The organism is Agrobacterium sp. 22-209-1, from assembly GCF_053522485.1.
The window spans coordinates 295,842-311,440 of the sequence record NZ_JBNWCH010000002.1 but is presented as its reverse complement, the minus strand read 5'-3'; the positions used below and the strand labels follow the sequence as shown (position 1 = coordinate 311,440).

Genomic DNA, 15,599 nt, shown 5'->3' with positions numbered 1-15,599 from the left:
CTCGGACAAGAACCGACTTATCAATAGTTGTGACGACCGCTCGGCTGGACTGGAACGCGCTTTGGTAATGCTTCGAATGTCTGGCAGTTCCGGTAATCACGACCCAGCTCTCACCGTTCGGCGTATTCTAAAGGTCAATCACGCCGGTGAGTTTGGCGCCATTCGCATCTATGGCGCGCAGATATGGTTGGCTCGCCGGCTATTTCCGGACATCGTGCCCGCCCTTCAAGAAATGCGGGAAGACGAGATCGATCATTGCCGCCTGTTCAGAGAAGCCATGCCGGCCAGAAATGCAAAACCTTGTCGCGTCATGGCGTTTTGGAGCCTGGGAGGTTTCCTGCTCGGCTTTCTGACCGCGCTCGGCGGGCGCAATATGATCTGGATTTGCACCGAAGCCGTTGAAAGCACCGTTCATCGCCATCTGGAAGATCAATTGGCCTTTCTGCAAACAAGAGATCCCGAGCTTCACAGGCTTATCGCCTCAATTCAGGAGCAGGAATTGGCGCATTTACAGGAAGCCGAAAAAAACCAGACGACACGCGGCTTTGCTTACAGGATTCTTCTGCCGATTATCGGCTTTCTTACCGACCTGATGATCTGGCTCTCGACATGGGGGGATTCGAGCTGGATGCGTGCTGAAATGGCGAGTTCCACGCCGGCTTGACGACGGATAGGTTATTAGACCAAACGCAACTTTCCACCCCGATGCGGCTTTTCCCCAAATGCAAACAGGCGTATCAATCGCGGCAATAAAACTGCCGTACGGCTGTCATATCAGGGAGAAACAAGATGCGTGTTTCCATCGTCCTCGGTTCGCTTGCCGCCCTCATGGCGCTTAGCGCCTGCCAGACGCTGACGCCGGAAGAGCGGCGGGCGCGGGATGAGGCGACATGCCGGGGTTATGGTTTCCGCCCCGGCACGGACCCGATGGCCGGTTGCCTTCTCGATCTGGAGATGGACCGCCGCGCCGATAACCGCGCCTGGCAGGCGCAGATGAACCGCGACATGTTCTACCGCCCCGTGGTGGTGGAGCGGCGCATCATCGTCCAACAGAACCCCTGACGGGAATGAAGGCGACATTGCTTGGCGTCTCGCCCTCTCTCGCCTTTGCAGCCAGCGTCGCCTGCGCCGCCGCAAGCCGGGCGATGGGCACGCGGAAAGGTGAGCAGGACACGTAATCGAGATCCGCATCTTCGCAGAAATGGATCGAGGCCGGATCGCCGCCATGTTCGCCGCAGATGCCGAGCTTCAGTTCCGGCCGTGTCTGGCGGCCGCGCTCGGCGGCGATGCGGATCAGTTCCCCCACCCCGTCGAAATCGAGCGAGATGAAGGGATCGCGTTCGATGATACCCTTGCGCTGATAGGTATTGATGAACCGCGCCGCATCGTCACGGGAAATGCCGAAGGTGGTTTGCGTCAAATCGTTGGTGCCGAAGGAGAAGAATTCCGCCGCTTCCGCAATGACATGGGCGCGTAGTGCCGCACGCGGCAGCTCGATCATGGTGCCGGTGAGATATTCGATCTCCATACCGGTTTCCTGCGCCACGGCTGCGGCAACACCATCGATGACCGCAGTCACGTAATCCAGCTCGGAGCGGAGGCCGACCAGCGGCACCATGATTTCGGGCACGACGGGTGCGCCGGTGATGCGCGCCGCAGCGACAGCCGCTTCAAAAATGGCGCGGGCCTGCATTTCGGCGATCTCGGGATAGGAAATCGCCAGCCGGCAGCCGCGATGGCCGAGCATGGGGTTGAATTCATGCAGCGCATCCAGCCGCTGGCGGAACACCGTCTGCGGCATGCCCATGGCGGCGGCGACCTCGACGATCTCACCATCGGTCTTCGGCAGGAATTCGTGCAGCGGCGGGTCGAGCAGGCGGATCGTTACCGGCAGGCCGTGCATGATCTGGAACAGCTCGGTAAAATCCGATCGCTGCATCGGCAGAAGCTCGTCAAGCGCTGCCCGCCTGCCCTTTTCGCTTTCGGCGAGGATCATTTCGCGCATCACATGGATGCGGTCGCCCTCGAAGAACATGTGTTCGGTGCGGCAGAGGCCGATACCCTCGGCACCGAAGGCGCGGGCGGCACGGGCGTCGGCAGGGGTGTCGGCATTGGTACGCACCGTCATGCGGCGCAGATTGTCTGCCCATTGCATCAGCTTGCCGAAATCGCCTGACAGTTCCGGCTGCGTCATCGGCACTTCGCCCTTCAGCACCCGGCCGGAAGAGCCATCGATGGTAATGACGTCGCCGCGCTTCAGCATGCAGCCAACGCCAATCAGCACCCTGTTGCGCATATCGACGCGCATGGAGCCGGCGCCGGTGACGCAGGGAATGCCCATGCCGCGCGCCACCACGGCGGCGTGGCTTGTCATGCCGCCACGCGTCGTCAGAATGCCTTCGGCGGCGTGCATGCCGTGAATATCTTCCGGGCTGGTTTCGATGCGCACTAGAATGGCGCGGCGGCCTTCGGCCTCTGCCGCAACCGCCTCTTCCGCCGTAAAAACGATCTCGCCGGTTGCCGCACCCGGTGAAGCCGGCAGGCCGGAGCCGATGATGGGGCGGGAAATACCGGGATCGATGGTGGGGTGCAGCAGCTGGTCGAGCGATGAGGGCTCGATGCGGCAGACGGCTTCCTCCTGCGAGATCAGCCTCTCCTCCACCATATCGACGGCGATCTTCATGGCGGCGCGGGTGGTGCGCTTGCCGGAACGGGTCTGCAACATCCAGAGCTTGCCGCGCTCGATGGTGAATTCCAGATCCTGCATGTCACGGTAATGCGTTTCCAGCCGCTTGCAGATCGCCAGAAATTCGGAAAACGCCTCCGGCATCAGCTTTTCCATGGAAGGCTTGTCGGAACCCGATACCAGCCGCGCGGCCTCGGTGATGGATTGCGGCGTGCGGATGCCTGCAACCACGTCTTCCCCTTGCGCATTGACGAGGAATTCGCCGTAAAGCTCCGCCTCGCCGGTCGAGGGATTACGGGTGAAAGCGACGCCGGTTGCCGAGGACGAGCCAAGATTGCCGAAGACCATGGCCTGAACGTTGACCGCCGTGCCCCAGTCGCCGGGAATATTATGCAGGTGACGATAGGTCACGGCGCGGTGGTTGGTCCAGCTGGCGAAAACCGCGCCGATGGCACCCCAGAGCTGGACATGACAATCCTGCGGGAAGGCTTCGCCAAGCTCGTCCTCGATCAGCTTCTTGTAGAGCGAAACGACGTGCTGCCATTCGACCGCCGACATGTCGGTATCGTATTCATGGCCAAGCCGGCCTTTTTCGTCCTCCAGGATTTCCTCGAACATTTCATGGTCGAGGCCCATGACGACATCGCCATACATCTGGATGAAACGGCGATAGCTATCCCACGCAAATCGGGCGTCGCCCGCATCGTGGCCAAGCGCCTCGACCGTGCGGTCGTTGAGCCCGAGGTTGAGGACGGTGTCCATCATGCCGGGCATGGAGGCGCGGGCGCCGGAGCGGACGGAAATGAGCAGCGGCGACTGGCTGCCGCCGAAGGTTTTGCCGGTGACGATCTCCATGCCATGCAGCCCGGCCATGACCTGCAGCTTCAGCTCTTCGGGAAGATCGCGGCCATTCTTGTGATAAAGCGCGCAGGCATCGGCGATAATCGTGAGGCCGGGGGGAACGGGTAGGCCGAGACTTGCCATTTCGGCAAGGTTCGCGCCCTTGCCGCCCAATATAGCAACGTCACCTGCCCTGCCTTCGGCAGCACCATTGCCGAAGGTATAAACCCATTTTTTCATTCCACGCTCTCCACCCAGAAGCGTTGTCATTTTTCTATCATCTACAGCATTGCCAGCATGTTGGGAACGCCGCAACGTGCAGTTTACATCGCAGTGCAGCATAATTGCGGCGAATTGCGCGCAAGAATTGCCGCAAAGGCCAAATACGGCATGATTGACGCATTCGTGTAGTGCGCTGAAACGGAGTGTTGCCTAAGCCATTCAAATCGCTGCAAAGAGATTATTCATGCAATTTACCCGCCGCCATACGTTGAAATTTGCCGGAATTTCCTGTGCCGCCACCGCTCTTGCCGGGGCGCTCAAAGCTGAAGGGGGTGCAACTCCCGCAAATGCCACCCTGCCCTTCGCCTTAACGACACCGATGCATGTGGGTCAGGCGGCGCTGCGTGTGCGCGATCTCGATCAGATGATCGAGTACTACCGTTCGGTGCTCGGCATGAACGAGGTGGAACGCACGGCAAGGGGTGTGACGCTCGGTATCGGCAACGTGCCGCTGCTCGATCTCGTGCACAAGCCGGCGGCGGATTTCGAGAGCCCCACTTCCGCCGGCCTGTTCCACATCGCCTATCTGATGCCCTCCCGCAAGGATCTGGCCCGCTGGCTGGTGCACGCGGCGCTGAAGCAGGTGCCGCTAACGGGTTTTGCCGATCACAATGTCAGCGAGGCGATCTATCTCAACGATCCCGAGGGCAACGGTATCGAGGTTTACAGCGACCGGCCGAAGGACGCATGGGTCTGGAACGGTAACGTGGTGAAGATGGGCACCGAACAACTCGATGTCGATGATCTCGTGACGCTGACCGATACCAGAAAAAGCGATTATGAGGCTGCCCCGGCGGGGATGCGTATCGGGCATGTTCACCTACGGGTCGGCGAAATCGCCGCCGCCCGCGCCTTTTACGAAGAGGCCGTCGGTCTGCGACCGACGCAGGATGCGCGCTCGGACGCGTCTTTCCTTTCTTCCGGCGGTTATCACCATCATCTGGCGGTGAATACATGGAACAGCAGGGGTGCGAAGGCACGCAACGCTTCCGAAACCGGCCTCGACTGGTTTTCAATTACCGTTCGCAATTCCGCCGATCTGGAAGCGCAGAAGACGCGGCTGCGGGCCGCCGGTTGCGTGCTGGTGGAGATGGAGAATAACGTCGTGGAAGCGATCGACCCCTGGGGCACGCGGCTGCGGCTGGTGCCGGGTTGAGGTTTGAGGCTTAAATTTTGATGCGAGCAGATGCCGAGAAAGCCTGCGCCATATCGTTCGAATTCCGCAAAGCACAGCATCCGCATTCCCTCATTCCTGCGCTCGTCACAGGAATCTAGCCAGCCCAAGTCCTTAGGCTGGAAGGGCTCCTGTCGCTGCGCAGACGCGCGCCGGCTGGATTCCTGTGACGAGCACAGGAATGAGCGAAAAAGGGGCGTGTGCCCCCTAGGAAGAAAGCCTTGCGAGGCCACGGCAGCGGCCTCGCAAGGCATTCCATCCGGTACAGGAAACCGGATGGTGGGGTCTGGAGAGAGCCCTAAGCTTGTGACCAATACATAGCAAAATGCCGCGCGAAGTCGCTCACCCGAATGGGTGAGATAGCGCGATAAATTCCCATTGAGCAAAAGTCGGGAACGTATCCCCCAACAAGCCGCCTCAGACGGCTTCGCGCAGCTGTTCGGCGGTCTGCAAATCCACGGAGACGAGTTGCGACACTCCCTGCTCTGCCATGGTGACGCCGAACAGGCGGTTCATGCGCGCCATGGTGATGGGATTATGGGTGATGATGACGAAGCGGGTTTCGGTGGAGGCCACCATCTCGTCCATCAGGTTGCAGTAGCGCTCGACATTGTGGTCATCGAGCGGCGCGTCCACCTCGTCAAGCACGCAGATTGGCGCGGGATTGGTGAGGAAGACCGCAAAGATAAGCGCCATCGCCGTCAGCGCCTGCTCGCCGCCCGAAAGCAGCGTCATGGTCTGCGGCTTCTTGCCGGGCGGGCGGGCCAGGATTTCGAGGCCGGCTTCCAGCGGATCGTCGGATTCGATCAGCTGCAATTCCGCTGTGCCGCCGCCGAAGAGATGGGTGAACAGTCGCTGGAACTGCGAATTGACCACGTCGAAGGCGGCGATCAGCCTTTCGCGGCCCTCGCGGTTGAGGTTCTGGATACCGGCGCGCAACTTGCGCACGGCGTCGATGATGTCGTCCCGCTCCTTGATGAGCGCCTCGAGCTTGGCGGAAAGCTCGGCCTGTTCTTCCTCGGCGCGCAGATTGACGGCGCCAAGCCTTTCGCGCTCGATCTTCAGCCGGTCGAGATCGCGCTCGACATCGCGTATATCGGGATTCGGCTGATCCGGGCCAAGGCCGGTCAGGCGAAATGCCATATGTGGCTCGGTATTCAGCGTTTCGCGGATGCGATGTTCCGCCTCCTGCCGTTTTTCGCGGGCGGAGACCAGCCGCTCTTCGGCACGGCCGCGCTTCTCGCGGGCTTCGGCCAGTTCAGAAAGCGCCGTCGCCGCCACCCGGTCGGCGGCACGTTGCAGGTTTTCGGCCTCGGCCAGCCGGTCGGCGGCTTCGCGGCGGGCGTCTTCGGTCTTTTGCAATTCACTGAGCAGGTTGCGGCGTTTCTCGTCGAATTCCTCGGGTGCAATGTCCAGCTCGGCGATTTCCTCGCGCGCTTCTTCCTCGCGTTCGCGCAGTGTGGCGATGTGATCGGCAGCACTTGCCGCCCGCGATTGCCAAGTGGAACGCTCCTGCCCGATCGCCTGGATTCTGCGCTGGCGGCTTTCCGCCTCGCGGCTCACGCCCTCATGGCGGGCGCGCGCTTCCGCCAACAGGCCGCGGTCGGTGGCAACTTCGAGCTGGCTTTCGCGCAGCTTGAGATCAAGCACGGAAAGGTCCGGCGCATCTTCCATTTCGATACGGGCATTTTCTTCCTGGACGGCGATTTCGTCGATCTGCGCGCCAATCTGGTTCAGCGCTTCGGAAACGACATCCCGGCGGCGCAGCAGATCGCCCGAGGCCCGTTCGGCTGAAGTCAGCGCCTCACGCGCCTCGGCAAGCTGACGGGTCGCAAGCCGGCTCCGGTCGCGTACGTCCGAGAGCCGCAATTCGCTGCTTCTGATGTCCTCGGTCTTCGCGGCAAGCCGGTCTTCGGCCTCGTCCAGAATGGAGCGCGCCTCATCCAGTTCTGTCTCGATTTCAACAAGGCGGTTCTTCTGCGACAGGCGAAGTGCGGCGGCACCCGGTGCATCGGCGCTGGCGATATGCCCGTCCCAGCGGAACAGCGCGCCTTCGCGTGTGACCAGTCGCTGGCCAGCTTTCAGCGAGGGCAACAGGCGCCGGGCCTCCGATACGTCTGCAACGACGCCGATCTGCGCAAGGGCACGTCTAAGCGCATCCGGCGCCTGCGCATAATCCAGAAGCGGTTTGGCACCCTGCGGCAGGGCGGGATCGCCAGCGCCGTCGCCATTGCCGCCCCAATAGGCGGGGGCGCTCGCATCGAGGGGGCTTTCGAGATCGTCTCCCAGCGCCGCGCCCAATGCGGCCTCATAACCGCGCTCCACCGTCATTTCTTCCGCCACCGGCGTGAAACTGCCATTGGCAGCAGCGCTGGAGGCGAGGATTTTGGTGATGGTGCGCGCTTCTGTATCCAGTGCGTTCAGCCGGTTTTTCGCAGCTTCCAGCGGCCCACGCGCCAGTGCTTCGGCGGAACGCGCCTCGGCAACGGCGGCCTCGGCCTCTTCCACGACAATCAAAGCGTCCTCGACCGCGATCTCCGCCGCCTCTACAGCTTCGCGCCGCTCCGCAGGATCGGGAAGGCCGGAGAGCTTTTCGTCGACGGCGTCAACCTCGGCGGATGCTTCCTGCGATTGCCGCTCGAGCCTCAGCTTGCGGTCGGAAAGCTCGCGGATCGCCCGCTCCAACTGCTGGCGGCTGGCAGCGGCTTCCGCGCGTTCGGCGGTGATTGATGTGAAGATGGCTTCGCTTTCCGACAGCTTGACGGCCGCAGCCTCGAAGGCCTCGCGCATCTCGTCGGCGTGGCGACCGGAATCGGAGAGGATTTCCAGAAGCTCGGCCTCTTCTTCATCAAGCCGCGCGAGTATCTGGGCATTATCGGCGACCAGCCGTTCCTCGCGGACGATATCTTCGCCAAGCTGCGAGAGACGGCGGGTCAGCTCGTCGCGGCGGCGCAGCAGGCGGTTCGCCTCGTCATCCAGCTGAGTGCGGGCGATTTGCAGGCGTTGCAGGGCGGCGGCGACGCGGGCCTCGTCCTCGCGCAGCTCCGGCAGCTTCAGGCTGGCGATGGCCTGCTGCTTGGCCGCCTCCATCTGGGCTTGCGCCTTTTCGGCGACGATGTTGGTCGCCTGATTAAGCGCGCTTTCCGCCTCGCCTTCCGCTTCCTTTGCCTCCACCCAGCGGATGTGCAGAAGGGTCGCCTCGCGGGCGCGGATATCCGCCGACAGCATCTTGAAACGGTTGGCCTGACGCGCCTGGCGTTTCAGGCTTTCGATCTGGCTTTCCAGCTGGGCGGTCACATCCTCCAGCCGCTCCAGATTGGTTTCGGCGGCGCGCAGGCGAAGCTCGGCCTCGTGGCGGCGGGAATGCAGGCCGGAAATGCCGGCCGCTTCTTCCAGCAGCTGGCGACGGGCCTGCGGCTTGGCGTTGATAAGTTCGCCGATGCGGCCCTGCCCCACCATGGAGGGCGAGCGTGCGCCGGTGGAGGCATCGGCAAACAGCAGTTGCACATCCTTGGCGCGCGCTTCCTTGCCGTTGATACGATAAACGGAGCCGTTTTCACGTTCGATGCGGCGCGTCACCTGAATTTCATCGGCATCGTTGAAGGCGGCGGGCGCGGTGCGGTCGGAATTGTCGAGATAAAGGCCGACTTCGGCGGTGTTTCTGGCCGGGCGGTTGCCGGAGCCGGAAAAAATGACGTCATCCATGCCGGATGCGCGCATGTTCTTGTAGGAGTTTTCGCCCATCACCCAGCGCAGCGCTTCGACCAGATTGGACTTGCCGCAGCCATTCGGGCCGACAACGCCGGTCAGACCGGGCTCGATGATGAATTCGGAGGGTTCAACGAAGGACTTGAAACCGACGACGCGGAGCTTGTTGAACTTCATTCCGTCACACCCAGGCAAGAAGACGGGCAATAAAAAACGGGCGTGCGGAAATATCCGCCGCCCGTATCTTTCAGGCTTCGGCGATCAGAGCAGCTTGTCGATGACAGCCGACATGGTTTCAACCGACATGTCTCCTGCGTATTTCTTGCCGTTGATGATGAAAGTCGGCGTGGAGTTGATGCCGAATTCCGTCGCACCGCGTTGCATGGTTGCGTTCACATCATCCAGAAGTTTCTGGTTCGTCAAGCAGGCCTCGAAAGACTCCTGTGAGAAACCGGCCATTTTCGACATTTGCAGCAGGGCGGCACGTGCATCCTGGGCGGTTGCCCAGCTCTGCTGCTGCTTGAACAGCATGGAAACGAAGGGGAAATACTGTCCTTCCGGTGCGCAGCGCGCCAGCATGAAGGCGGCAGCGGCGCGCGGATCGAACGGGAATTCGCGCAGCACGAAATAGACCTTGCCGGTATCGATGTACTTCTTCTTGATTTCTTCGAAGGTCTTGTTGTGGAAGTTAGCGCAGTGCGGGCAGGTCATCGACATATATTCGACGATCTTGACGGGTGCGTTGGCATCACCGAGCGCTGCTTCCGGCAGCGGGCCGGGCTTCATCACCGCAGCCATGTCCACATCACCGGTGGATTCAGGCAATTCCTGCGCCTGGGCAATACCGGGCGCGAAGGCAAACGGCAGAGCCGTGGCAACGGCGGCAAGGGCAACACCGCCGAGAAGGCTGCGACGGGAAATGGTCAGTTCGGGAAAATGCATGAAAGCACCTGTTGGTAATAGACTCTATTGTCCGTTGATTCCGATATAGCGACGGCCTGTTCATCACAAGCGGGGTTTTGGACTCTTCTTGTCAAAGAATTGTGACCAGTCAAGGACAACCGCATCGATCAAATGCTTCGGCCGCGCGGCTTCTTCTGCAAGACCGCCGTGCCAAGCCGTTCCACCGCCTTGCGCAATGCCTCGCTCTCGATGCCTTCCATCATGTCATCGAGACGTTTTGCCGCATCGCCGCGCAGGGGCTGCGGTTTGCGCCGGCGGGTGATGGCCTGCGACACCGGCTTCTGCACGATCCTGATCTGGCGCACCGCCGGAAAGCCGAAAAAGCCGTTGATGCGGGCAATGAGTTCGCCCTGCGCATGGGTGAGAAACAGGGCGCGCGCGCCTTCGCAGGCAATCGTCAGCACGCCGGGCTGATAACCGCCGCGATCCGGGCCTTCGTCGCGGCGCGGCCAGGTGATCTTTTCGGGCCGTGTGCAATCGGCAAAATCGTCGCCGGCAATCTCGTCCCAGGAGCCGAGCAGCGCGGTGTTGATGCCGGCGCGTTTCGACAGGACCGGGTCCATGATGCCGTTGGCAACTTCGGCGATCTGGACGACGCCTTTCCTCTGTTGAACGCCCTTCTGGGGATAACGCATGTTTCACTCACGTTTTGGGAGCCGGCGAATCCGCATGTTCTTGATCGCCCGCTTCTTATGTCCCAACTATAGGCCAAATCGAACAGAAACGGCAAACCATGCTTCAAAAAACCGCCTCGTCGTCTTATGCGCAGATGCTGCTCGCATGGTACGACCGGCATCATCGCGAATTGCCCTGGCGCACCTCCCCGGCCATGGCGGCGCAGGGAAAACGTGCCGATCCCTATCACGTCTGGCTTTCCGAAGTGATGCTGCAGCAGACGACGGTGCAGGCGGTCAAACCCTATTTCCTGAAGTTTCTGGCCGCCTGGCCGCGTGTTGACGATCTCGCGGCAGCACCGGTCGAGGATGTCATGGCCGCATGGGCGGGGCTCGGTTATTACGCCCGCGCCCGCAACCTTAAAAAATGCGCGGAAGCCGTCGCGCGCGAACATGGCGGCGTCTTTCCGGACACGGAAGAGGGTCTGAAGCAATTGCCCGGTATCGGCGACTATACGTCCGCCGCCGTCGCTGCCATCGCATTCAATCGTCAGGCGGCTGTCATGGATGGCAATGTCGAACGGGTCATTTCGCGGCTCTTTGCCATCGATGCACCCCTGCCCGGCTCAAAGCCCGCCATGAAAGCGAAGGTGGCAGAGCTGACACCTGCCGAAAGACCCGGCGATTTTGCCCAGGCGATGATGGACCTCGGCGCAACGATCTGCACGCCGAAGCGGCCGGCCTGCGCGCTCTGTCCGTTCAATGGCGTCTGTCTGGCGCTTGCGGAAGACGAGCCGGAACGGTTTCCGGCGAAAGCCGCGAAAAAGGCAAAACCGGTGCGGCTCGGGGCTGCTTTTGTGGCCGTCAATACAGAAGGTGAAATCCTGTTGCGACGGCGCATCGACAGCGGGCTTCTGGGCGGCATGACCGAGGTGCCGACAACGGCATGGACCGCCCGTCTGGATGGCGGCACGGAGGTGAGCCACGCGCCCTTTGCCGCCGACTGGCAGGCGGCGGGCGTCATCGTGCATGTCTTCACCCATTTCGAACTGCGGCTGACAGTCTATCGCGCGCAGGTGCTGGACAGGCTTCAGACCGGCCCGGATGACGGATGGTGGGAGCCGGTTACAAATCTTGACGCGCAGGCGCTGCCAACGGTGATGAAGAAAGTCATCGCGCAGGCTATTCCATCCACGCATCGGCCCGAAAATCGGAATCGATTTTCGACAGGAACGATGCGCAACTCAAAGTTTTAGAGCGTTTTTCAGACTCTCTAATATCCGATGAAAGCAGGAAATTTCGATGACCAAGATTGAGCATATCGTATTCGACATCGGCAAGGTGCTGATCCACTACGATCCGCATATTCCCTATAGCCGCCTCATCCCCGATGCCGACGAGCGCCAATGGTTCTTCGACAATGTCTGCACCCATGACTGGAACCTCGAGCAGGATCGCGGCCGCCGCTGGGAGGACGCCGAGGCCTTGTTGGTTGAGAAATTCCCGGACCGGGAAGAGCACATCCGCTCCTTCCGCAAGTTCTGGCATGAGATGGTCTCGCATTCCTACGACGACAGCGTCGCAATCATGGTCGGGCTGATCAACAGCGGCCATGACGTGACGATGCTCACCAACTTCGCCTCCGACACTTTTCGCGAAGCGCAGAAGATGTTTCCCTTCCTCACCTTGCCGCGCGGCGTCACCGTCTCTGGCGATGTGAAGCTGCTGAAACCTGACGTGGCGATCTATGAGCTGCACGCCAGGGAATTCGGGCTCAATCCGTCCACCAGCCTCTTCATCGACGATACGCTCGCAAATGTCGAAGGCGCAAAAGAAGCCGGCTGGCAGGCGGTGCATTTTACCGGCGCCGAGAAACTGAAGCAGGATTTGCATGCTTTTGGGGTGGTCGTTTAATCATCCACAGATCAGGAAAAGAAATTGGCGCAGGCGGAAATGGCGGTCTCCGGCCTGCGCCAGTCCTGCCGCAAGCGGCATCGGACGCAATGTTTTTGTGAGCTTTCCGAACCGGATTTTCACAACCATTGCTCTGATTTGAGACAGTATTGTTCGTCTCTTGCGCGAAACTTGCCTGACTAAAATAATATATTCGAAAATACCAACGCCCGACACCGAGGTGCCGGGCGTTGGTCGTTCTCCATCCGGGACTGAAGGTACTAAACCGGACGGAGACGTATGCTGGCAAGGGCGGGCGGTGGATCGTCCGTCTTCAGCCTTTTGGGCTTTCGACTATTCGGCCTTTGCCATTTCACTGCGGATGATGGCTCTGAGATCGTCGATCGGCTTCAGGTCGTCGCCGTCTTCGAAGTGCCAGAACGTCCATCCGTTGCATGCGTCGAGACCCTGCACCTTCGCGCCGAGGCGGTGGATGGAGCCGGCGGTTCCGGCGGATGCAAGCGTACCATCCGCACGAATAATGGCGCTATAACGGCGCTTAGCATCCGTCAGCACCTGGCCGGGGCGGACGAGGCCGCTTTCCAGCAAGGTGTTGAAGGCAACGCGGGGCTCGGCCTTCTTGCCGGTCATGACCGTCAGTTCCGCCTTGCCGAGCGGCTCGACGGCGGCGATGCGGGCGGACGCCGCGTCGATATAATCCTGCTCGCGCTCAATGCCGACGAAATGGCGGCCGAGACGTTTTGCAACAGCACCCGTGGTGCCGGAGCCGAAGAACGGATCGAGCACGACATCGCCCGGCTTGGTGGACGCCATGATGATGCGCGCCAGTAAGGCTTCCGGCTTCTGGGTGGGATGCACCTTCTTGCCGTCCTCGCCCTTCAGCCGCTCATTGCCGCTGCAGATCGGGAACAGCCAGTCCGAGCGCATCTGCACATCGTCGTTGGAAGCCTTCAGTGCGTCGTAATTGAAGGTATAGCTCTTGGCTTTCGGATCGCGGCTCGCCCAGATCATCGTCTCATGGGCGTTCTGGAAACGGCGGCCCTTGAAATTGGGCATGGGGTTGGTCTTGCGCCAGACGATATCGTTGAGGATCCAGAAATCGAGGTTCTGGAGCATGGCACCAACGCGGAAGATATTGTGGTAGGAGCCGATGACCCAGATGGTGCCATTGGGCTTCAGCACACGGCGGCAGGCGAGCAGCCAGGCGCGGGTGAAGGCGTCATAGGCCTCGAAGGAGGCGAACTGGTCCCATTCGTCATCGACGGCGTCGACCAGCGATTGATCGGGCCGGTGCAGCGTGCCGCCAAGCTGGAGATTATAGGGCGGATCGGCGAAAATCGCGTCCACCGACTGGCTCGGTAGGGCATCCAAGGCAGCGACACAATCACCTTTGATGATGCTGTCTTTCCAGGCGTCACTCTCACCCGCACGATCAAAACCGGCACGCCGAAAATCGGCCAGCGGAAAAACTGCTGCCATTGGTACTCGCTCCATACGCTTACTCTCTACTGATGCTTATGGTTACCGAAGATGGTTATCAAAGCCTGAACAAGTCACGGAAAATGCGAAATAAATCGCTGTCGCGGCACGCAGGCGCGATTTGCGGCGGCCGGTGGGGGAACCCGAAGCCGGGCAAAAACGTTGTGCACAATGGGTTCTCCTGTCCCCGCATATCGGCGCGGCGGGAGGAGCCATGATGGCAGGGGGTAATCCGCAATGGGGTCCGTGATGAAAATGGCTTCTTTTTCCATGAGTGTCGCCTGCGCCGCACTTTTCGCAACGGCGCTGCCGGCGGCCTCGCAGGCGCAGCAACCGGCCCCGCAATATAACGTCGTCACCGATGCGGTCCTGTTCGATGGCGGCCCCTCGCTCGGCAACAGCGACAGGGTGCGTTGGGATTTCTACAAGGCAGACCGCTCCGGCGGCCGCACCGACGACAATGCCGGCGGGTCCTATGACGCCACCTTCGAGGCGAAACTGCCGGCGGGCAAATATGTCGGGGTCGCGGCGCTCGGCAATGTGACCCGCGAAGTGTCGTTCGAGGTCAAGGACGGAAGCGTCGCGAGGCCGAAAGTAAATTTCGATGCGGCCGAATTAACCGTCGTGCCGAAGCGCAGCGCCGGCGGCGATGTGGAAACCCAGGCGAAAACCGAAATCACCAAGGGCGACTTCAAGGACAGTGTCTATGGGCAGAATACTGTCTTCGTGCCGGCCGGCGAAATCACCCTCACCGGCAGCATTGGTCCGGCGCGGGCGCAGGAAACCCTTGCCATCAAGGCCGGCGATAAGATCAGCCACGAGCTGGTGATTCCAAGCGGCGTTGTCGTTGCCAAGGCGGTTTATGCGGAAGGCGGCAGGGCCGTCGAAACGGATGATATCCGCTTCGAGGCCATGTCGGCCAAGGAAACGCTGGATGGCACGCGCGAGACCATCAACGGCATTTACGGCACCGGCAAGATGATGGAAATGCCGGCCGGGGATTTCGTCATGCGCGCCCGTCTCGGCAAGGTGACGGTGGAACAGCCCTTCACCGTGACGGCCGGAAAACGCACGGAAATCACTGTCAATCTCGATGCGGGCGTTCTCGCCATCACCGCCCCTGGTGCTGAACGGATCGATATCGTCGAAACGACCAAGGATCTTCAGGGCACGCAGAAGGAGATTTCCGGTCGTTACGGCGCGCAACATCAGGAAACCCTGCATCCCGGCAATTACTCGGTGAAGGTAAGCTACGACAAGAAATCCGGCCGCGAGCCGAAGGAAATCAAGGCGACGGTCAAGGCGGCGGAGCGGACCGAGACGACGGTGGCGGAGTAATTGCGGCGGGGCGGTTGTTCCCTACTCCTTCTCACCTCATCCCTGTGACAAGCACAGGGATGAGGGCCGGCGGAATTTAGAACATCACGATTTCCGGCCGGACGGCCCATATTTGGGCCTGAGCATCGGATGGCTGGAAAGACGCGCCGCATCCTTCGGCACCACCTGCAACGGCGCGCCGATTTTCACGCCAGCAAATACCGAGGCCGCGATGCGGTCGCACAGCCTGATCCACTGGCAGCCGCGACAGGCCTGCCGGATGTCTCCAGCGACAAAAGCCAAGCGCATCTTGGTGAGAAAATCCGGCGTCACCCGCAGCCTTTTACCGGCGATCAATGTTTCACCCAGAAGCGCCGAAACCGACAGACGGGCCGTCTCGTCCCGTTGGACAATACCGTCGTTAAAACAGTGGGCGTGGCTTTCGCAGAGCAGACCTTCGCAGATATCGTCCGCCCCTTCCACCAGTTCGATATCCTCGCCCGCATTCAGCCGGGCGGCGACACGGTCATAATTTTCGACGAAGCCGGACGTATATCCCTTGCCCACATAGGTCAGCATACAGAGAAGATGGTGGGGGCGGAGACGGACGGTCACGGGCCCG

At 61.0% G+C, this 15,599-nt stretch carries 12 protein-coding genes; 6 read left to right on the top strand and 6 right to left on the bottom strand.

Features of this window, described 5'->3' with window-relative positions; genetic code table 11:
- The first annotated feature begins 67 nt into the window (after positions 1–67).
- The gene (locus tag ACQZ48_RS05775; RefSeq protein WP_173988328.1) at positions 68–664 is read left to right on the top strand and encodes a demethoxyubiquinone hydroxylase family protein; all 597 of its coding nucleotides are present in this window, start codon (positions 68–70) and stop codon (positions 662–664) included.
- A gap of 125 nt (positions 665–789) precedes the next feature.
- The gene (locus ACQZ48_RS05770; protein WP_191216987.1) at positions 790–1,062 is read left to right on the top strand and encodes a hypothetical protein; all 273 of its coding nucleotides are present in this window, start codon (positions 790–792) and stop codon (positions 1,060–1,062) included.
- On the opposite strand, the gene ppdK is transcribed toward ACQZ48_RS05770, so the two are convergent.
- Positions 1,040–3,766 carry a pyruvate, phosphate dikinase gene (gene ppdK / locus ACQZ48_RS05765; protein ID WP_191216988.1) on the bottom strand — a complete coding sequence of 909 codons (2,727 nt, stop codon included), beginning with the start codon at positions 3,764–3,766 and terminating at the stop codon, positions 1,040–1,042. The genes ACQZ48_RS05770 and ppdK overlap by 23 nt on opposite strands.
- Positions 3,767–3,992: 226 nt before the next feature.
- On the opposite strand from ppdK, the gene ACQZ48_RS05760 reads away from it, so the two are divergent.
- A complete protein-coding gene (locus ACQZ48_RS05760; protein WP_374638224.1) occupies positions 3,993–4,964 on the top strand; it encodes a VOC family protein in 972 nt (323 codons plus the stop codon).
- A gap of 435 nt (positions 4,965–5,399) precedes the next feature.
- Here ACQZ48_RS05760 and ACQZ48_RS05755 read toward each other — a convergent pair whose 3' ends face one another.
- The 3 genes from ACQZ48_RS05755 to ACQZ48_RS05745 all read right to left on the bottom strand — a co-directional run bounded on the left by ACQZ48_RS05755 (position 5,400) and on the right by ACQZ48_RS05745 (position 10,288).
- Positions 5,400–8,867: a chromosome segregation SMC family protein gene (locus ACQZ48_RS05755; RefSeq protein ID WP_191216990.1), complete on the bottom strand. Its 3,468-nt coding sequence runs from the start codon at positions 8,865–8,867 to the stop codon at positions 5,400–5,402.
- 84 nt (positions 8,868–8,951) lie between these two features.
- On the bottom strand, positions 8,952–9,632 hold the full coding sequence (locus ACQZ48_RS05750; RefSeq protein ID WP_137409898.1) for a DsbA family protein: 681 nt from the start codon (positions 9,630–9,632) through the stop codon (positions 8,952–8,954).
- 128 nt (positions 9,633–9,760) lie between these two features.
- Positions 9,761–10,288: a DUF721 domain-containing protein gene (locus tag ACQZ48_RS05745; RefSeq protein WP_137409897.1), complete on the bottom strand. Its 528-nt coding sequence runs from the start codon at positions 10,286–10,288 to the stop codon at positions 9,761–9,763.
- Positions 10,289–10,386: 98 nt separating this feature from the next.
- Here ACQZ48_RS05745 and mutY point away from each other — a divergent pair, with 98 nt between their 5' ends.
- Together mutY and ACQZ48_RS05735 are read left to right on the top strand one after the other, a co-directional pair.
- Positions 10,387–11,523, top strand: a complete 1,137-nt coding sequence (gene mutY / locus ACQZ48_RS05740; protein WP_321186459.1) for an A/G-specific adenine glycosylase — start codon at positions 10,387–10,389, stop codon at positions 11,521–11,523.
- A 46-nt stretch (positions 11,524–11,569) separates the two neighbouring features.
- Positions 11,570–12,181, top strand: coding sequence for an HAD family hydrolase (locus ACQZ48_RS05735; RefSeq protein ID WP_448728661.1), 612 nt, complete (start codon positions 11,570–11,572; stop codon positions 12,179–12,181).
- 333 nt (positions 12,182–12,514) lie between these two features.
- Here ACQZ48_RS05735 and ACQZ48_RS05730 read toward each other — a convergent pair whose 3' ends face one another.
- Positions 12,515–13,660 carry a site-specific DNA-methyltransferase gene (locus ACQZ48_RS05730; protein ID WP_077982790.1) on the bottom strand — a complete coding sequence of 382 codons (1,146 nt, stop codon included), beginning with the start codon at positions 13,658–13,660 and terminating at the stop codon, positions 12,515–12,517.
- Positions 13,661–13,897: 237 nt separating this feature from the next.
- On the opposite strand from ACQZ48_RS05730, the gene ACQZ48_RS05725 reads away from it, so the two are divergent.
- On the top strand, positions 13,898–14,998 hold the full coding sequence (locus tag ACQZ48_RS05725; RefSeq protein ID WP_448728660.1) for a hypothetical protein: 1,101 nt from the start codon (positions 13,898–13,900) through the stop codon (positions 14,996–14,998).
- A gap of 84 nt (positions 14,999–15,082) precedes the next feature.
- Here the strand turns inward: ACQZ48_RS05725 and ACQZ48_RS05720 are convergent, their stop codons facing one another.
- Positions 15,083–15,556: a DUF1284 domain-containing protein gene (locus ACQZ48_RS05720; protein ID WP_448728711.1), complete on the bottom strand. Its 474-nt coding sequence runs from the start codon at positions 15,554–15,556 to the stop codon at positions 15,083–15,085.
- Positions 15,557–15,599: the final 43 nt, after the last annotated feature.